Annotated in this window: 14 protein-coding genes; 1 reads left to right on the top strand and 13 read right to left on the bottom strand. The window is 39.6% G+C overall.

Annotated features, from left to right (window positions below; translation table 11 throughout):
* Positions 1-22: 22 nt before the first annotated feature.
* The 12 genes from rpsU to BPR_RS06160 form a co-directional block, all read right to left on the bottom strand.
* Positions 23-199, bottom strand: coding sequence for a 30S ribosomal protein S21 (gene rpsU, locus BPR_RS06215; protein ID WP_013280615.1), 177 nt, complete (start codon positions 197-199; stop codon positions 23-25).
* A 153-nt stretch (positions 200-352) separates the two neighbouring features.
* Entirely contained in the window at positions 353-3,007 is a 2,655-nt protein-coding gene (gene alaS, locus BPR_RS06210) for an alanine--tRNA ligase (RefSeq protein ID WP_013280614.1), read from the bottom strand.
* A gap of 78 nt (positions 3,008-3,085) precedes the next feature.
* Entirely contained in the window at positions 3,086-4,495 is a 1,410-nt protein-coding gene (locus BPR_RS06205; protein ID WP_013280613.1) for a glycine--tRNA ligase, read from the bottom strand.
* A 52-nt stretch (positions 4,496-4,547) separates the two neighbouring features.
* On the bottom strand, positions 4,548-5,174 hold the full coding sequence (locus BPR_RS06200) for a hypothetical protein (RefSeq protein ID WP_013280612.1): 627 nt from the start codon (positions 5,172-5,174) through the stop codon (positions 4,548-4,550).
* 65 nt (positions 5,175-5,239) lie between these two features.
* Positions 5,240-5,893: a DNA repair protein RecO gene (gene recO / locus BPR_RS06195; RefSeq protein ID WP_013280611.1), complete on the bottom strand. Its 654-nt coding sequence runs from the start codon at positions 5,891-5,893 to the stop codon at positions 5,240-5,242.
* A 62-nt stretch (positions 5,894-5,955) separates the two neighbouring features.
* Positions 5,956-7,050 carry a GTPase Era gene (era, locus tag BPR_RS21270; RefSeq protein ID WP_013280610.1) on the bottom strand — a complete coding sequence of 365 codons (1,095 nt, stop codon included), beginning with the start codon at positions 7,048-7,050 and terminating at the stop codon, positions 5,956-5,958.
* A gap of 12 nt (positions 7,051-7,062) precedes the next feature.
* Positions 7,063-8,010, bottom strand: a complete 948-nt coding sequence (locus tag BPR_RS06185; protein ID WP_013280609.1) for a DUF4349 domain-containing protein — start codon at positions 8,008-8,010, stop codon at positions 7,063-7,065.
* A 23-nt stretch (positions 8,011-8,033) separates the two neighbouring features.
* Positions 8,034-10,964 carry an insulinase family protein gene (locus BPR_RS06180; protein WP_013280608.1) on the bottom strand — a complete coding sequence of 977 codons (2,931 nt, stop codon included), beginning with the start codon at positions 10,962-10,964 and terminating at the stop codon, positions 8,034-8,036.
* A gap of 31 nt (positions 10,965-10,995) precedes the next feature.
* Positions 10,996-12,651 (bottom strand): hypothetical protein, encoded by a 1,656-nt coding sequence (locus tag BPR_RS06175; RefSeq protein WP_013280607.1) that lies wholly within the window; start codon positions 12,649-12,651, stop codon positions 10,996-10,998.
* Positions 12,652-12,712: 61 nt separating this feature from the next.
* Positions 12,713-13,450, bottom strand: coding sequence for a YebC/PmpR family DNA-binding transcriptional regulator (locus tag BPR_RS06170; protein ID WP_013280606.1), 738 nt, complete (start codon positions 13,448-13,450; stop codon positions 12,713-12,715).
* Positions 13,451-13,475: 25 nt separating this feature from the next.
* Positions 13,476-14,843 (bottom strand): hemolysin family protein, encoded by a 1,368-nt coding sequence (locus tag BPR_RS06165; protein ID WP_013280605.1) that lies wholly within the window; start codon positions 14,841-14,843, stop codon positions 13,476-13,478.
* Positions 14,844-14,914: 71 nt separating this feature from the next.
* The gene (locus tag BPR_RS06160) at positions 14,915-16,390 is read right to left on the bottom strand and encodes a RyR domain-containing protein (RefSeq protein ID WP_042256683.1); all 1,476 of its coding nucleotides are present in this window, start codon (positions 16,388-16,390) and stop codon (positions 14,915-14,917) included.
* A gap of 135 nt (positions 16,391-16,525) precedes the next feature.
* Here BPR_RS06160 and BPR_RS21020 point away from each other — a divergent pair, with 135 nt between their 5' ends.
* Positions 16,526-17,524, top strand: coding sequence for a J domain-containing protein (locus BPR_RS21020; protein WP_013280603.1), 999 nt, complete (start codon positions 16,526-16,528; stop codon positions 17,522-17,524).
* A 9-nt stretch (positions 17,525-17,533) separates the two neighbouring features.
* Here BPR_RS21020 and alr read toward each other — a convergent pair whose 3' ends face one another.
* The gene (gene alr, locus BPR_RS06150) at positions 17,534-18,709 is read right to left on the bottom strand and encodes an alanine racemase (RefSeq protein WP_242662205.1); all 1,176 of its coding nucleotides are present in this window, start codon (positions 18,707-18,709) and stop codon (positions 17,534-17,536) included.
* Between the last annotated feature and the right edge of the window lie 2 nt (positions 18,710-18,711).

Here is an 18,711-nt window from a genome sequence, read left to right as displayed (position 1 = left end):
AAGGACTTTTCATAAATTTGTTTTAGTTATATTTGCGCTTTCTTGCTGCTTCAGACTTCTTCTTGCGTCTTACGCTAGGCTTCTCGTAGTGCTCTCTCTTACGGATTTCCTGCTGGATACCAGCCTTTGCGCAACTTCTCTTAAAACGACGCAGTGCGCTATCCAAAGTCTCGTTTTCTTTTACTACTACTGTTGACATCTCTACTCTTACCCTCCCTTCAGTCCCTTCAAGTACATGACTGATTGGGTTATTTATTATGCTTATACTAAGCCCATTAGCTCACATAACATGAATAATTTTAGCACATTTATCATGTCTGTCAAGCATATTTTTAATATTTTTATATAATATTTAGTTTATTTGACTCAAAAGGACAGTCTTTGCTTCAGCAAGTGCGTCCTGAATACCGGCAGGATTCTTACCGCCTGCCTGAGCCATATTAGGACGACCGCCACCGCCGCCGCCAACCTTAGGTGCAATTGCTTTAACAAGGTTTCCTGCATGTGCTCCCTTAGCCATAGCACCATCAGTTGCCATTGTTACAAGGTTTACCTTGCCATCAGCTTCTGAAATAAGAACAACAACGCCTTCACCAAGCTTAGTCTTCATCTGGTCACCAAGATCTCTAAGGCCGTTCATATCAACACCCTTAACTGATGTTGCCAGGAGTTTAACTCCCTTGATTTCAAGAACCTGATCCATTACATCGCCAAGAGCAGCCTGTGCTTCTTTGCTCTTAAGAGACTCATTCTCACTTCTGAGGTTTTTAAGTTCTTCCTGAAGCTTCTTGATGTGATCAACAAGATCAGCCGGTGTAGTTTTAAGAGTCTTAGCTGCTTCTCCAAGATTAGCCTCAACATTCTTATAATATGCTCTTGCATTGTCTCCTGTAAGAGCCTCTATACGACGAACGCCCGCAGCAACGCCGCTCTCAGACAATATCTTGAAAAGACCGATATGGCTTGTGTTAGCTACATGAGTACCACCGCAGAGCTCAATTGAGAAATCTCCCATATTAACGACTCTTACAGTCTCACCATACTTCTCACCAAACAGAGCCATAGCCCCAGTCTTCTTGGCATCTTCTATTGACATTTCCTTAGTCACAACAGGAAGTGCCTCAAGAATCTTGCTGTTAACTATGTCCTCAACCTTCTTAATCTCATCTGCTGTCATAGCCTGATGATAGCTGAAGTCAAATCTTGTTTTATCAGGATCCTGATATGATCCGGCCTGTTCAACACCGTCTCCAAGAACCATCTGAAGGGCTTTCTGAAGAAGGTGAGTTGCTGAATGGTTACGACAAGTCTTAGCTCTATTCTCAGCATCTACACTAAGTGTCACTTTATCAGATACCTTGAAGCTTCCTGATACAACCTTACCGACATGTGCTGTTCTGCCGCCGGCAACCTTGACCGCCTCAGTTACCTCAAATTTAGCGCCATTGCTTCCAAGAATCTCACCGATATCGCCAACCTGACCACCCATTGTGCCATAGAATGTAGTCTTATCTGTGATAATAGTGCCCTGCTGACCTTCTGTAAGTTCAGTTACAAGAGCATCTGCTCCAGCAATAACTGCTACAGTTCCATCACATTCAAGTTTCTCATATCCAAGAAACTCGGTTGCCACTGACTCATCAAGGTTATCAAAAAGTCCTGTACCTGTTGAAAGGTTTGCTGAGAAATTCTGGTTCTCTCTGGCCTTCTGTTTCTGCTCTTCCATAGAAGCCTTAAAGCCCTCTTCGTCAACAGTAAAACCTTCTTCATCAGCAAGCTCAACTGTAAGTTCTACAGGGAATCCAAATGTATCGTAAAGGAAGAAAGCATCCTTACCCTCGATTTCCTTCTTGCCTGCTGCAGAAGTCTTATCAAGAATCTTTCTAAATTCCTTCATTCCATTTTCAAGAGTTGACTCAAATCTTGTAATTTCTCTCTCAAGCTCTGTAAGAACAAACTTGCGATTCTTGGCAAGATTCTCATAGCTCTCAGAATACTCATCAATATAGATAGTAGCTACTCCAAGAATCTGGTCCTTATTAAGGCCGAGGGTTCTTGCATGTCTAACTGCTCTTCTGATAAGTCTTCTCAGAATATAACCAGCTCCTGTATTGGAAGGGAGAAGCTTAGCTTCATCACCAATAAGCATAACGGATGTACGAGTATGGTCAGCAAGAATTCTCATAGATCTTGTTGTCTTCTCGTCAGATTCATACTTAAGGCCACTCTCTTTTTCAATATAAGCGATTACAGGTGCATGAAGATCAATCTTATATACATCATCTACGCCATTAAGGAATGCAAGAATTCTCTCAAGTCCCCATCCTGTATCAACGTTTTTCTGAGTAAGAGGTGTAAGATGTCCATCATGATGCTTCTCATACTGCATAAATACATCATTACCAATTTCTGTGTACTTACCGCAGTGACATCCAGGTCCGCAATTTGGTCCACAATCAGGCATATCCTTAACATAGAACATCTCACTGTCAGGACCACATGGGCCATATTCAAGTCCCCACCAGTTATCTTCTGCAGGAAGATAATAGATATTCTCAGGCTTAAAACCTGACTCTATACGATACTTGGCGCCTTCTTCATCTCTTGGTGCATTCTCATCGCCTGCAAAAACCGTGGCAGCAAGGTGATCTGCATCAAATCCAAAGAGCTGTGTCAAAAGCTCAAAACTCCACTGGCAACGCTCCTTTTTAAAGTAGTCACCAAGTGACCAGCTACCCATCATCTCAAAGAATGTACCATGACTCTTATCGCCTACTGAATCAATATCATTGGTACGTACGCATCCCTGAACATTGCAAAGACGTGTTCCCATAGGATGCTTCTTGCCAAGAAGATATGGCATAAGAGGCTGCATACCTGCAACGTTGAACATAACACCTGTTGATCCATCTGATACAAGTGAAACAGCGCCACAATCCACGTGTCCTCTATCCTTATAAAACTGCTTCCAAGCTTCGCGAAGCTCCTGTGCTGTAAATTGTTTCATCAAAGATTCCTCCGTATAAACTGAAATAATCAAAGAACCTGAAATAGCTCAGGTTCTTTGATCTATGTCTGATAATGATCAAAAATCGAATTTGTCACTAAAGAAAGCTTCAAGCTCGTCTATAGCAATTCTCTCCTGTTCCATGCTGTCTCTGAATCTTACTGTAACCATGTTGTCATTCTCAGACTCAAAGTCATATGTAATGCAGAATGGAGTACCAATCTCATCCTGACGACGATATCTCTTACCAATATTTCCACGATCATCAAATTCGCAGTTATATTTCTTGGAGAGTTTAGCATAAATCTTCTCTGCACCTTCGTTGAGCTTCTTGGAGAGAGGTAAAATACCAATCTTAACAGGAGCAAGAGCCGGATGGAAATGAAGGACTGTTCTCATGTCAGGTTTCTCTTCTGTTCCGATGTTCTCTTCATCATAAGCTTCACAAAGGAAAGCAAGTGTTACACGATCTGCACCAAGTGAAGGCTCAACAACATATGGAATATACTTCTCATTAGTCTCATCATCAAAGTAGTCCATAGGCTGACCAGATGTCTCCTGATGTCTTGTAAGGTCATAGTCAGTTCTTGATGCAATTCCCCAAAGCTCGCCCCAATCTGTGAATGGGAATGCATATTCTATATCTGTTGTATGATCTGAGTAGAATGAAAGCTCCTCAGGATCATGATCACGAAGTCTAAGGTTTTCTTTCTTGATTCCAAGTGAAAGAAGCCATTCATAGCAAGTCTTTCTCCAGTACTCAAACCACTCTGTCTGTGTTCCCGGCTTGCAGAAGAACTCAAGCTCCATCTGCTCAAACTCTCTTGTGCGGAAAGTGAAGTTACCAGGTGTGATCTCGTTACGGAAGCTCTTACCGATCTGGCAAATACCAAATGGAACCTTCTTACGTGATGTACGCTGAACATTCTTGAAGTTTACAAAAATTCCCTGTGCTGTCTCAGGACGAAGATAAACTGTATCCTTGGCATCCTCAGTAACACCCTGGAAAGTCTTAAACATAAGGTTGAATTCTCTGATACCTGTGAAATTATGCTTGCCGCATGATGGACATGGAACACTATGCTCTTTGATAAAGTTCTCCATTTCCTCATGAGACCAGCCATCTACAGATGTCTCAAGTGTAATATTATTCTCTGCAGCAAAGTCTTCAATGATCTTATCTGCTCTAAATCTCTCATGACACTCCTTGCAGTCCATAAGTGGGTCTGAGAAGCCGCCAAGATGTCCTGAAGCGATCCATGTCTGTGGATTCATAAGAATAGCACAGTCAACACCTACGTTATATGGATTTTCCTGTACAAATTTCTGCCACCAAGCCTTCTTGACATTATTCTTGAATTCAACGCCCAGATTACCGTAGTCCCATGTATTGGCAAGGCCTCCATAAATCTCAGATCCCGGGTATACAAATCCTCTCGCCTTGGCCAGAGCTACGATTTTGTCCATTGTTTTTGCGTTTGCTTCCATAATCCTCCATTCTGCGACTGCCACAAACTGCAGACGTTTATAACTTATATTTTTATTTTGAAAGAAGTATCTGTACCAAATCAGTTGTTACATTAGTAAGATCTGCTTCCTTTTTATCTAAAAGTTCAACACCGCTTGTCATATACTCTATATTGTATGGTGTATATATTACTGTCTTCTCACCGGTTATGACAATATGTTTATTCAAATAATCTTCATATCCAAGATCAAATACATTACCGTTTTTATCTACCAATGATCCGGATAACTCAAAGCCATTATCAATAGCTTCCTGAACAGTACCGTAAAATAGGCTTGTCTGATTGAAATGTGAATAATCCGATGACGTTTCAAATGTCATAACAATTTTGCCAATCGTATCATCCTCTATAACTCCAACATCTGATATAGCAATCCTTGGTTTGTCATACTCGGAATTATAATAAGAAATCTCCCGATTTGCCATGTCGGATAACTCGTCTATATCGTAATAATCCCTGTCAAAGGCTTCATAAATAGTATTGGTTATCCTGCCATCTTTACTGATACTAAGGTTAGTATCTCTCCTATTATCCCCTCCGCATCCGGTTAGTGATGTAACACCTATAAATGTCAGAATTGCAAAAGAGATAGCGCTTGCATATAAGCTTTTATTCTCTTTAAAACTATGTATTTTCACTATTTCCCCTCTATTTAGCTAAAAAAATACAAACAAAGTTATTATATCCAAATAGTATTTCTTTTTCAATACTCAAAGATTTCAAGCATTTCAAGGCTTTTAAGAGGCCTGTCAATGTAAGTATTACGGTACTCCTTGGTGATCCTGTCAAGTTCTCCAAGTACTTCTTCTGAAAGCGAAAAAGAAAAAAGTTTATTAAGCGGACTTGTAGTTATAAAGCCCATCGCATATCTGGTTGAATCAAGCAGCTTTTGCCCTTCCGGAATCCCGGGATATTCCCCCTCTATCACAAGAGCTCTGAGCTCAAATATGCATCGCACAAGCCTGTTCGGTATATTCTCTTTTAAAAGCGCCTTTAGTGAAAAATACAGCAGATTCAAGAGATCTTTATCTTCATTGTTTTCTCTTGTATAAAAACTGCATAATTCAAGAAAAAAGGTGCCATAACAGGCACCTTCCAAATCCGCCCTAAAGCCTTCAAAATAGTTCTCTATGTCCGCTTCCGCTATTGTATACGAATTCTTACCTGCAAATAGTTTAAATGTGCCAAAGCAAAAGGGTTCTACCAGTCCGGATAACTTGGCCGAAGGCTTTCTGGCACTTCTGGCAAAAGCTGTTATCTTACCTCTCTCTGCCGTAAAGATTGTAGCGACCCAGTCATAATCTCCCACAGGTGCATGTTTTAATACAATGCCGCGAACTACTACGAAATCTTCCATTTTTATTCCGATCAGCTGAAATATCAGGCATTCGCAATATATCAGCGTTAATTACACATATGTTATTTAAGGTCCCTTATATCGTACCCAAAACTCTTCATCTGAGTTTTATCATCGCGCCAGTCTTTTCTGACTTTCACCCATATCTGTAGGTTTACCTGGCATCCAACAAGTTCCTCAATATCTTTTCTAGCTGCCGAACCTATTTTTTTGAGCATAGCCCCGCCTTTACCGATGACAATACCCTTATGAGAATCTCGCTCGCAGATAATAGTTGCATCTATATCCATGATTCCATCGGGATCATAATCCTGCTCAGGCTCCTGAATTGCACTTAGATCAAGTACCATAGGTCCATCGAAATCCTCATCTAAATCTTCTGGATTATCTAAAGCACTGGATAGTTCTTTTTCCATAGCTTCAAGCTTACTTTTTTTTGGAGGATGCTGGTGTCTCTTTTTCTTGGGTCTTGGAGTCTCTACAACCTTTTCCCTCATTCTCATAGTCTCTATGGTGACTGCAATTCCATGAGGGACCTCATCCTGTAAAAGACGAAGGGCCTTTTCTCTTATAATTTCCGCCGCAATTTGTCTTTCAGGCTGGTCTGTAAGTGTTTCTTCATCATAAAATGGCGGTCCAAAAGGAAGAAGCTTCTTGATGGCGTCCATCAGCTCATCTATGTTCTGACCCTTGAGCGCAGCCACTTTAACAACTCTATCAAAATCCATTTCCTGCCTATAGGCATTTTCAAATTTATCCAGATTGTCCTTGGAGACAGTATCTATCTTATTGATTACAAGGATCACAGGTTTTCTGCACTTTTTGAGTTCCTCGATAATAGACTTTTCACCAGCTCCAATGAAAGTGCTGGGCTCTACCAGCCACAAAACCACGTCAACCTCTTCAAGAGTACTCTTGGCTACCTTGGTCATATATTCACCAAGCTTATTCTTGGAGTCGTGTATACCGGGTGTATCCAAAAAAATCATCTGACAATCGTCATCAGTATAGACAGTCATGATCTTATTTCTGGTGGTCTGGGGCTTATTGGAAGTAATCGCAATCTTCTGCCCTATCATATGGTTCATAAGTGTTGATTTGCCTACATTGGGGCGGCCTATCAAAGTGATAAAACCTGTTTTAAAATTATCCTTCATTTTATCCTTTCATCATTCGTTCTGAGTATTGTCGTTTGTTTTATCTGCAACGACCTTCTTCTTTTTCTTTAATACTCTCCTGATCACCAATACAACAATAGTAATTACTATAGCAAGAAGCACAAGCTGAGGAATATATATAACAAACCAGACAAAGAATTCTACAATAGCGTGAAGAACGGATCCGCAGCTTTCTACAAATCCTTCCACCATTCTCTTTCCTGCGCTCTTCTCCTCAACAGGTGTATATTTGGAAACCTCTGTAATATCAAGATATATAGTGCTGTAATTAACTTTGTTATCTATAGTACGAAGCTTGGATTCTATGCTCTCAAGTTCATACCTGACCTCCGATAATCGACTTTCCACAGCAATTATATCTTCAACTGTTTCAGCCGTTTGAACAATTTCCAAAAGCCTTGACTCCTCTGCTTTAAGAGCTTTTTTCCTGCTCTCGGTATCCACATATTCAAGAGTCACATCCTCAACGTTCTGAGATTTATTGGTGATGTTGGTAACGCCTTCCACAGTCTGCAGAAATACTTCAAGCTTATCTGCAGGAATTCTTATGGTCAGATTTGCATCTCTTGTTATGGCACGGCCTGAATATCTGCTACCATTATAAATATTGCTTGATTCGACATATCCGCCAAGCTCTTTGACCCTGCCATTAACAGATTCAAGCACCTCATCAAGATTCTCCGCTTCTGCAGAAATGTTCATAGTAGTAATGAGCTTTCTGGAGGAATCTATGACTTTCTGATCATCTCCGGTAGCTTTTGGAAGCTGTGCATCAAAGTCCGCAGCCTTGTATTCATATATTCCGCTTTCATCATATGCCTCTTCTGCAGCCATATTCTCAGTAGCATAGGATGCCCCCTTGCTGCTTCCGCAGCCCGTTAAAAGAAATGACGCAGTAAATGCTACAATAACCCATTTGCCCCAAAAGCTCTTTTTCATACAAGTCTCCTCCCCGCTATTACTTATCTGTTTACAAGCTGCTCAACATTATCAAACAAATCCTTGGCTTCATCTATTTTGTCATTTGTACCAATGACGCAAAGACACTCATCCTGCATAAATGCATCAACATAATCTGCAAGGCTTCTGATGGTCTCCTTGGTCGTTCCAAGCAGTTCGTCACGATTTCTCTGAATGTTCTCCATTCTGGCATTGCAGAGATAAGCTGTAAGGCCATAAGCTCCCTTTCCTGAAGGAGTCTTAGGTGTATCAAGATCAGAAATTGCTCCGATTATATACTGCAAAATAGTGCGGTCATCATCATCAAAATTCCTCAGATAATCAGCTGCTTTTTCAAAAACATCGATACTGTTCTTAAGATTGGGATCCCTATAAGTAACAAATGCGCTGTCACCATTTTTAGCATAACTGCTCATGCATCCATAAGCTCCGCCAATGACTCTTATGTTCTTCCAAAGATAATCATACCCCATCATCACCTTAAGAACACGAAGCGCTCCGTTGTATCTAAGACCCTTAGATGCAAAATTACCTGCTCTGCATACGTACTGAACCTGTCCGGCTGTCTTGAAAGCTTCATTTTTCTTGGAAGTATGAATCTCAAGTCTGCCCATATCAATTGTATCTGTGTACAGGCTGTCAGCAAATTTCTTACTGTTCTCAGGGATTCCCTGATATTCCTTATCAGTGCCTGTAATATCTACTAAAAGATTATCCGCTCTAAAAATTGCTCTGCTAAGTTTACCTAGTGTGTCGACTATCTGCTTGGCACCTTCCTCAGTATTAATATCCCTGATAAGCTGTTCAAGATTTCTGAAATAACCAATTCCACTCACACAATCAGACACATAAGCAGCCGGTGAAATATAGGACATTGCGCGAAGTGCTGCTGTCTGATGTCCTGCTGAAGCAAGGTCAGACTGAAGTCTTGCGTATTGCTCTCCAAAAATCTCTTTTAACCTCTTGGTATCATCAAACCTTGTGGAAGTGATAATTTCCTGAACAAGTTCAAATGCTTTATCAAGATTGCTGTGAAGGACCTTAACGCTGATTTCAAAAGCAGTTTCAAATTGGGTCACGTCATCAGAATTTGTATAAGTACTGATAGCACCTGAAATTCCTCCTGTATAAATATTTATCTCGTTATACAGATCGCCATAGGTATGCTTATCAGTATCCAGCATTCCAAGCACCTTTTTGAGCACTGATACATATGGAAGATACTTGGCATCAATATTCTTTAAATCAAAAACAAACGAAATATAATCAATTTCATTTGTAAACACGTCGTGATGAAGAATCTTAACGCCTTGATATTCCTTGAGCTCATAGACAAATTTATCTGCCTCTTTTTTGAGGTCCTCAAGTTTTAAAAGAGGTATCTTTCTTAGGTCCTCAGGATCATCAGGCTGCTCCTGATACTCTTTTAACTCTTTGGTTTCTCTTACGATCTTGTCAATATCATCCGCTGAAAGAGATGCTTTATATGCTTCAAGTTTAGCCCTTAGCTCTTCGTCTTTTTTCTCTGTAAGTCCCTGAACAGGCTCAAGAAGAAGAACTGTCCTGTGGGTATTATCAAGTAAATACTTCTGAATAAGCTCCTCAAAGTATCTTCCCTTGGCATCCTCTTTAAGCTGTGCAAAGGTATCATTAGCCTCGACATTTATCCATGGGCTGTTGTCGTCATAAAGCCAGCTGTCAAATACCTGCAAACCATATAACAGCCCCTTAGGAAATCTTCCAAAATCAGCTTCTCTGTATTTAAACTCATCAAAATTAAGTCCTGCCAAAAGAGATTTCTTATCAATTCCATCTCTTACCTGCTGCTCAAGTACTTCTCTGATAGTATTAACAAATTCATCCTTCTGAGCCGCATCAGCGTTTTTGGCGATTATAGAGAATACCGGCTGCTGAAGACCATTGTCATATTCACTATAAACATCCTGTCCAATCCCCTTATCAATAAGAGCCTTCTTGATAGGTGCACCGGGCGCAGAGCACAGCGCATAATCCAGAATATCGAAAGCTACATAGAGTTTTCTGTCTAAAGTTGAGCCAACGCTGAAGTTATAAGACAGATATGTATTCTGCTCCATTGAGTCGCCTTCAAGAATAGAATATGGCTTATGTATTTCTCTTGGAGCGTCAAAAGCCTGCTGTCTCTGAATTTCAGAATCAACCTTGAGATAATCAAAGTTTGAAAGATAGTTCTTGTCAATATAATCCAGTTTCTCAGCCATATCCATATCTCCGTAGAGATAAATATAGCTGTTTGAAGGATGATAATACTTCCTATGAAAATCCAGATACTCTTCATATGTAAGTTCAGGGATAACATCAGGGTCTCCACCTGACTCTATGCCGTATGTAATATCCGGATAAAGAGAATTCTGTATTTCTCTTGAAAGAACATCGTCAGCTGAAGAGAATGCGCCCTTCATCTCATTGTACACAACACCATTGATGGTAAGATCACTATCCTTGTCCTCCATCTCATAGTGCCAGCCTTCCTGTTTAAATATCTTGTCAGTTTTATAGATATTAGGATAAAAAACCGCATCAAGATATACATGCATCAGATTCTGGAAATCTGCATCATTGCAGCTTGCAATAGGATAAACAGTCTTGTCAGGAAATGTCATGGCATTTAAAAAAGTATTAAGAGAGCCCTTTACCAGCTCTACAAAAGGATCCTTTACAGGGAATTCCCTTGATCCGCATAAAACAGTGTGCTCAATAATATGGGCTACGCCTGTTGAATTCTTAGGAGGAGTCCTAAAACCTATAGTAAAAACTTTATTATTATCATCATTAGAAAGAAGTGTTACTCTTGCACCTGTTTTCCTGTGTCTGAGAATATAGCTGTCAGAATTAAGGTCTTCTATTCTACGTTTTTCTATAATCTCATATGTTGCCAATTCTTCTAATCTCATTAAAAATATCCCTTTCAGGTTTTCTATTTATTTAAAGATCAAAATCATCACCATTCTTAAATGGCAGATCAAAATCATCTTTTTTATTTTCTTTTTCAACATGCGCAGTCTTGTACTCAGTTCTCTTTCTAAATACAACCTTGCGTTCTTTATGTTCGGGCTCAGTCTTAATCTCCGGCTTAACTGTAATTTTGTGTTCAGAAGATTTCCTATCCAGTCCAATCTTGCCTTCGAACTTAGGCATCTTCATCTTGGATGCGTCAACATCCATCTCATCCTCAGAACCGGTAGGCAAAACCATACCTTCAGGAACGTAGCGAGGACCTTGAAGCGCTTTCTTTTCAAGTGGAACATACTCGGCATCTTCATCACCTATGATTGTCCGAAGTTCTTCATCCACAGAGTCATCTTCATCATCTTCTTCTATATCTTCGTCAAAAATTTGTTCCTGTCTGGTCAGAGTAATAAGCGAAACAACGCATGCAAGAACAAATGCAAAAAATACAGTCACAACATTCTGATCATTCATTCTGGTTGCGCCAAAGAAAGGTGTAGCAACAAAGACAAGAATAGTAGCCAAAAGCCAGGGTGAAATCCTGCCAAAATTCTTATTTCTAAAATATCCTACAAGCACTCCGGACATCACTATAAAAGTGATCAGATACAAAAGCTTATAGTTTGTATAAGTCCAGAACATGCTAAAGGTATTGAGATTTCTAAAATAATAGTCAGACCAGTTGCCAAGAACTGCTCCCATATGCGCAAAACCGGCCTCCTGGGTAATCATTGCAAAAAATGTTATGACTCCCGAAAGAGAGACAAATAAGAAGCTAAATACTCCTTTATAGCCCTTATCTCCTGCCATAAACATAACTGACAAAAGAAGTGGCAAAACAGTAATAAAAGTTCCGGCATCAAGGTAGGTCATGAACCCTACAATAACTCCAACGAAAACATACCAGATTACATACCATCTTGAATTATATTTCCCATCAGATGCATTTCTCAGGTATATTCCAATTACAAAAAGCTCTACTCCCAGCATTGTGAGAAATAGCTCATCTGTACCAATAACTGCCTTTTGAAGATTCTCTGTAAAGATAGGCATAAAAGAAACATAAGAAGCAAAAATAACTGATCCAGCCTTACCCAAAAGAACCTTGCAGGTAATAGTTCCCAAAATGACAAATATCATAAAAAAGGCAATCTGAAGACCATAAGCCGTAGTGATCTTATTTCCGGTAAAATACATGATGAATCTAAGGATATCAGTATAAACGATAGACAAAAGATCATATTCGGCACCTGCAGCCTTAGCGCCCACCTGTGCATTTTCAAAAAGCGACAGCTTTCCAGTTGGCTCAGCTGTAGTCTGTCCTAAAATATAAAGCCGATAAAAAATACCACCTATAAAAACAGCAATAAGCATCAAAGCATAAATCACTCTGACGCCTATAGAATGAGCCAAACTCTCAAGTTCTATATGATCGCATATCCTGCCAAGCAAAAAGGTCAAGACGCTCATTATCAGAACGCCAAGGACAGTAAGTGCAATCGAATATGTTAATTTGGTATCTGAATATGGAAAAAGCCCTGAAAAGAAACTGGAACTTGCCACCATTATCACATCAAAAATCATAAATACAATCAAGATGCACAAACCTGGCCACATACGTTTTAGTTTCATTTCAGGACTCCCCCACGTTATATATATTGTTATAAAAAATCAGCCTATCTCAGCAGGTATATCACTCTTCAGGCTCATCCCAGTTGTGATATACAGCCTGAACATCATCATCCTCATCAAGGAGATCAAGAATTCTTGTAAGATATTTAACTGTCTCAGGATCAGTAACTGATACATAGTTCTGAGGGATCATAGTTACTTCTGCTGAAGCAGTCTCAACACCTGCCTCGTTAAGGGCTTCTACTACAGCCTGGAAACTATCAGGAGTTGTAAGGATTTCATAGCTGTCTTCTTCTTCATTAAAATCATCTGCTCCTGCATCAAGAACAAGCATCATAAGATCATCAGAAGACATCTTGCACTCTTCCTTGTCAATAAGGATCTGTCCCTTATTGTCAAACATATAAGATACGCATCCAGGAGTTCCAACGTTTCCATTACCCTTAGTAAATGCGCTCTTAACATTTGCTGCTGTTCTGTTCTGGTTATCTGTAAGAGTCTCAACGATGATAGCTGTTCCACCAGGGCCATATCCTTCGTATGTGATGCTCTTATAATCAACTGCTCCGTCTGCACCTGATGCCTTCTTGATACCACGCTCAATTGTATCGTTAGGCATGTTGTTAGCCTTAGCCTTGGCAATTACTGTAGCAAGCTTAAAGTTATTGGCAGGATTTGGACCACCTTCTTTAACTGCTACTGCAATTTCCTTACCAATGATAGTGAAAATTTTTCCCTTTGCAGCATCATTCTTTTCTTTCTTATGCTTGATGTTTGCAAATTTTGAATGTCCTGACATAAAAACTTCCTTCCTTTAGATATATCTAATTTGCTATTTCTAATTCTTTTTCTTCCTGAACAATCTCTTCATCAGGCAGCTTATTGACCTGAACACTCTGTACCATGTGATTATCTACAGAAAGAATCTTGAAACTATAGCCATCAACGGTGGTGCTAAACTCTTCATCAGCCTCAGGTATCCTGTCAAGCTGAGAAATCATATATCCGTTTAGCGTTTCAAACTCGCTCTCGCCGAAAGATATTTTAAATCTTTTCTCGAGAACTTCAAGAGGCGTTGTACCCTCTACAAGATATTCGCCGGAATTCTTTGTAGGTTTGATGAAGTTCTCATCCTCATCATACTCATCCATGATATTACCTACAATTTCCTCCAGAATATCTTCCATTGTGACCAAACCTGCAGTCTGACCATATTCATCTATGATTATGACCATCTGCGTTTTGGTAGATTGCATACTATGGAAAAGAGAATCTATATTCCTTGTCTCAGGAACAAATTTTGGCTGACGTAAAATACCCTTGATCTTCCTGATGGGAAGCTCTTCATCTGTCTCCTCGGATAGTTTTTTCATGGCATCTCTTATATGCATGATGCCAATGATATGATCAATATCATCAAGATAAACCGGAAATCTGCTGTTATTCGTGTCCATCATAAATCCAACAGCTTCCTTAAGGCTCATATTAGCGTCAATAGCCACCATAGCCTTTCTGTTGGTCATAATATCTCTGGCTTCTTTATCTGAGAATTCAAAGATATTGGTTATCATGTCTGCCTCTGTTTCCTGCAGAACTCCCTGTTCCTGTCCTTCAGAAACCATCGATTTGATTTCCTCTTCAGTAACATCAGACTCATCCGTTTCTCCGCGAATTCCAAATAAATATAAGAGCCCGGAAGAAAGCGCATTCGATATAAAAACAAAAGGATAACAAATTCCCAAAATAATGTTCACCGGATAAAAGCAAACATAAATCCATTGCTCCGGATATCTCGCCGACAGCTTTCTTGGAATCAATACTCCAAAGCACATTATAAGAAAACTGATGATAAGTCCGGTGCATAGATAAATAACTCCATGAGAATACCAGGTTGTAGTCATATTCTTGTCCATGGCACTTACAAAAGCACCGGAGATATTGATTACAACTATGCCTCCCAGGATCATATTTACCACAATATTAAAATACTGGATACATTTGATAAGTCTGGCATCATCCTTAATAGCCTTAAGAATCTTGGCGCTTAGCTGTTCTTTATTCTCAAGAACCTTTTTCTCTATTTCTTCCTCCCGGACATGCCCGAGAGCCACGCCAAATCCGTGTACCAGAACATCCATTATCAAAATGATAAAAAAGATGAGAATACTGACAGAAGGCAAGCCTTCGTCCATAGTAAGTCCTCCTATACACAAAATGTCAACTTACACTATATCATATTTTATAAACCTATTCCAGTAGGCAATTAGTCGCAGGCAAGTTTATCTATTTCAGCTCTCAAGACGTCACTATATATACCATCTTTTATCTTTTCGCTATGATCAAGTTCTTCATAGGGAACCAAAAGATTATGCTTTCTGGCAGCATTATCTCGTTTTGGAGCATAAGCCCAGTGATTTGCAAAATAAAATCTGCTCCATCGTATGTGCTCTATTCTAAATGCTTCCTCAGAGTTTTCAGCAATCTCGCCATCCGAAACAAGCTTTTTTTCTATCCAGTAATGATCCGCTCTTGCTACATTTGAGCTTTTGAAAAAGCCATTAAGCTTCTTCCACTCTTTTTCAGCCTCATTTTCATAATCAGCAGGAATATCCCCTCCCTGATATCTCAGAAAATAATCATAGTTAAAGAGCTTTCCCTGCCTGTACAGCTTTTCTTTTTTGATATTGTCTTCCGTCAAAATGTCGCTCATATCGCCAAAGGCCTGTACCTTATTGGAAACATATAGTTGTGATAAACAAGCAGGATTTTCCGAATAACAATGTATCTCTGCATCAGGATTTACATACAGTACCTTCTGAATCAGCTCAATACTCTTATCCGCAATAGTATAGATAACTCTGTCCATCGCAGATAGAGTATCCATCTCTTCCTCCCAGGATTTCTCATGGATTATGATACTGTCTTTATTCATGGTCTCAAGTGTCCCTACAAAAGCCTTCTGTGAAGGAGAACAGCCCCAGACATGATACTCTATTTCCTGCTCAAGGCTATAGATGTTATTAAGATACCCATACTTAAAAATAGCTGCTCCCACTCTTCCAAAACCTATTATTGCTATTTTAAGTTTTTCTTTTCTCCTGTCATAAAAATTATTTCTATGCCAGTATTCTCTGGCCATAACATCATAAATATTAAAGAAATGAAGGCTTGAAGACTCCTTGTCAGCTGCATCCAATAGTGATGGATCGATATCTCTTAGCATCATAAATACGTTAGAGCCCGATAGTTTTCCTTCATTCTCGGTATAAAAGCTGACATTATCCATATCATTTTCAAACATCAGAATATGATTCTTAACTTTTTCAACTTTAAACTTCTTGAGGTTATCACCATCATCATCCGGATTGTTATAGAGAGTATATCCATGGACGAGTTTGGAACCAACCTCCTGTCCCATATCATTATCCGTATATACAACCGTTGAATCAGCATTGAACCTGACAAAAAAATGATCCACCTTAGCATAGGCATATCTGACTACGCTCAGAATAATACCGGCAGTAACGATAACAGCGCCTATCTCCGCAAACAATATAAGAGGACTTTCATAATCAACAACGGGATTAACAAAATATAGTGCTACTGATGCATAGACAGCCTCCCATACAGGAAGCTTGCCATAATATCCATATCCTATACAGGCGACAAAAAAAGGTATCAATCCTATCGCATATGAAATCCATGGGAATTTTTCTTTAAGAAATTTTATGATTTTCATAGTTTCTCCCTCACAGGCAATAACTTTCAAACACCTATAAACCTTACCATTTTTAAATGTTTCAGGCAATAAATCTTTATACAGGGCCCTTTTCATAGTAAAATAATCTGATGAAAGAACGTTCGGGGGATATTTATGTTGTCGCTTTTTTCTATGGCATTAAACGCTGTTATCAGTTTCTTTTTATATATACTCAAGGGCTTATTCTCAATGCTTGCATGGTTTTTTAAAAGCTTATTCAGGCTGATTAAGCTTTTTTTCTGCGCTCTTCCTATTACTGCAGCCCTGTTTGTCATCTTTTTCCTGGCAAGTATTTTCCTATTTTTCAGCGGCATGCGCATTGCATCTCTAAATACAGACATCTTCCAAAAGCTCCTTAGTGATATCAGGATATGGTGGGTTCTCACTATTTATCCGACACGTGGAAGTATTGCGTTCTTTCTTTTGATCATTCTGTCCGTAATATTATTTATTCCGGTAATTTTTTCTGTTTTTTGTATCGGGACAGTCATCTCTTTTGGCAAGTTCCTGTTTTATGCAACCTGCGCTGACGCAATGATTTATCTTATAAGAGCTATTTTCCAAAAGTCATTTATTGCTCAGTTTCTTGACAGATACTACCTTCTCTTTCCATCAGCAGGTAAAAGACATTACGAAAAAAAATATGAAAAATGGTTAAGAAAACACCATGAAGATTTCGAAGATGAATCTGAAAGTCCCCGCAAATCTGTCAGGGATTTTTATGAAGAAGATGATGAAACTTACGATGATGATTACTACGAAGACGATGAATCCTATGAGGATGAAGATTTCTACGAAGATGATGAGTCTTACGAGAATGAAGACTTCTATGAAGATGATGAGCCTTATGCGGATGGAGACTTCTATGAAGATGATGAGCCTTATGAGGATGAAGACTTCTATGAAGATGATGAGCCTTACGATGATGAAAACTACTACGAAGGTCAAAAGTCAGCCTTCAATTTCTTTGCCGGCTGCAAATCAAGAGAAAGCGTAGATAAAAAATACAGATCCCTTGTCAAGCTCTATCACCCCGATAATATGGATGGTGATACTAAAGCTCTCCAAGAGATCAATGTTCAGTACTCAGAAGCCAAAAAGCGTTTTGGGTAGGCTTAAATATTACTTTCCTACAAATACTCTTGGAATTCTCTTGTTGAAATCACAGGTGAGTTCGTAATTGAATCTGCCGCTCATCTCTCCGAGAAGTTCAGCAGATATCTCTTCACCGGTATTCTTGTCCCTTCCAAGAAGAACTACTTCATCTCCTTCCAGGACATAATGAATATCGGTCACGTCTACCATGAACTGATCCATGCATACGCGGCCAATTATATTGGCATGATGACCATTTATCAGTACATATCCCTTATTGGAAAGACTTCTTGGATAACCGTCTCCGTATCCAACAGGTATTGTAGCTATCTTGGTAGGCTTATCTGTAACATAAGTTCCGCCATAACTTACAGGTGTTCCGGCAGGAACCTCTTTGATCATAACAATATGGCTTATAAGCTCCATTGTTGGTTTGAGGCTTACTATATCGCGCGGAACATCCTCTGATGGCCACATTCCATACATTGTTACTCCGGCTCTCACCATATCCATTGATGACTCAGGGACCGAAATAATACTTGCAGAATTTGCGCAGTGGTGAAGAGGTATTTTCTTTCCTGTCGTCTCTTCTACTGACTTAACAAAATCTGCGAACACTTTCTCTCTTTCTCTTGCATTGGAAAGATCAGCTTCATCAGCTCTTGCAAAATGTGTAAATATTCCTTCAACCTGTATTCCCGGCATATTCATGACTTTGCTGACAAAGTCTGCGCCCTTTTCATCAGGTGTTACGCCAATTCTGCTCATTCCTGTATCTACAGCAATGTGAACACAGGGAAGTTCTGTAAGTTCTCCGCTGTCAACAAGTTCCTGTCCGCAATCGGACAACTCCTGCGCCATATCCATTCTGAAAACTGAAGGTCTGACACCCTCTAAAAGCATTCTCCTGTACGCATACGGGAAGGTATATCCCAGTACCAAAATAGGCTTGATAGCCCCTGCATCTCTTAGTTCAAAGGCTTCCTCAGCAGTAGCAACCGCATAGCCCCATATATAATCAACATTTTCAAGACTAAGCGCGATCCTGGTAGCACCATGCCCGTAGGCATCTGTCTTGACCACAGCCATGATCCTGGTTCCATCGGGAATATTTTTTCTCATGGATTCCAAATTGTACTTAATCGCATCAATATCAATTCTTGCATAAACTCTTGAATACTCTTCAAGCATTTCTAAAACCATCC

Source organism: Butyrivibrio proteoclasticus B316 (assembly GCF_000145035.1).
GTDB lineage: Bacteria > Bacillota > Clostridia > Lachnospirales > Lachnospiraceae > Butyrivibrio > Butyrivibrio proteoclasticus.
Note: the sequence above shows the minus strand (reverse complement) of the source record. Positions and strands in the feature narration are given on the sequence as shown.

Bases quoted from the DNA above. Each gene is read 5' to 3' on its own strand.
- BPR_RS06160 (WP_042256683.1), bottom strand. From the start codon at position 16,390: ATGAAAATCATAAAATTTCTTAAAGAAAAATTCCCATGGATTTCATAT.
- BPR_RS06165 (WP_013280605.1), bottom strand. From the start codon at position 14,843: ATGGACGAAGGCTTGCCTTCTGTCAGTATTCTCATCTTTTTTATCATT.
- BPR_RS06180 (WP_013280608.1), bottom strand. From the start codon at position 10,964: ATGAGATTAGAAGAATTGGCAACATATGAGATTATAGAAAAACGTAGA.
- BPR_RS06185 (WP_013280609.1), bottom strand. From the start codon at position 8,010: ATGAAAAAGAGCTTTTGGGGCAAATGGGTTATTGTAGCATTTACTGCG.
- BPR_RS06205 (WP_013280613.1), bottom strand. From the start codon at position 4,495: ATGGAAGCAAACGCAAAAACAATGGACAAAATCGTAGCTCTGGCCAAG.
- era (WP_013280610.1), bottom strand. From the start codon at position 7,050: ATGAAGGATAATTTTAAAACAGGTTTTATCACTTTGATAGGCCGCCCC.
- BPR_RS06175 (WP_013280607.1), bottom strand. From the start codon at position 12,651: ATGAAACTAAAACGTATGTGGCCAGGTTTGTGCATCTTGATTGTATTT.
- alaS (WP_013280614.1), bottom strand. From the start codon at position 3,007: ATGAAACAATTTACAGCACAGGAGCTTCGCGAAGCTTGGAAGCAGTTT.
- BPR_RS06170 (WP_013280606.1), bottom strand. From the start codon at position 13,450: ATGTCAGGACATTCAAAATTTGCAAACATCAAGCATAAGAAAGAAAAG.
- BPR_RS21020 (WP_013280603.1), top strand. From the start codon at position 16,526: ATGTTGTCGCTTTTTTCTATGGCATTAAACGCTGTTATCAGTTTCTTT.
- rpsU (WP_013280615.1), bottom strand. From the start codon at position 199: ATGTCAACAGTAGTAGTAAAAGAAAACGAGACTTTGGATAGCGCACTG.
- alr (WP_242662205.1), bottom strand. From the start codon at position 18,709: ATGGTTTTAGAAATGCTTGAAGAGTATTCAAGAGTTTATGCAAGAATT.
- recO (WP_013280611.1), bottom strand. From the start codon at position 5,893: ATGGAAGATTTCGTAGTAGTTCGCGGCATTGTATTAAAACATGCACCT.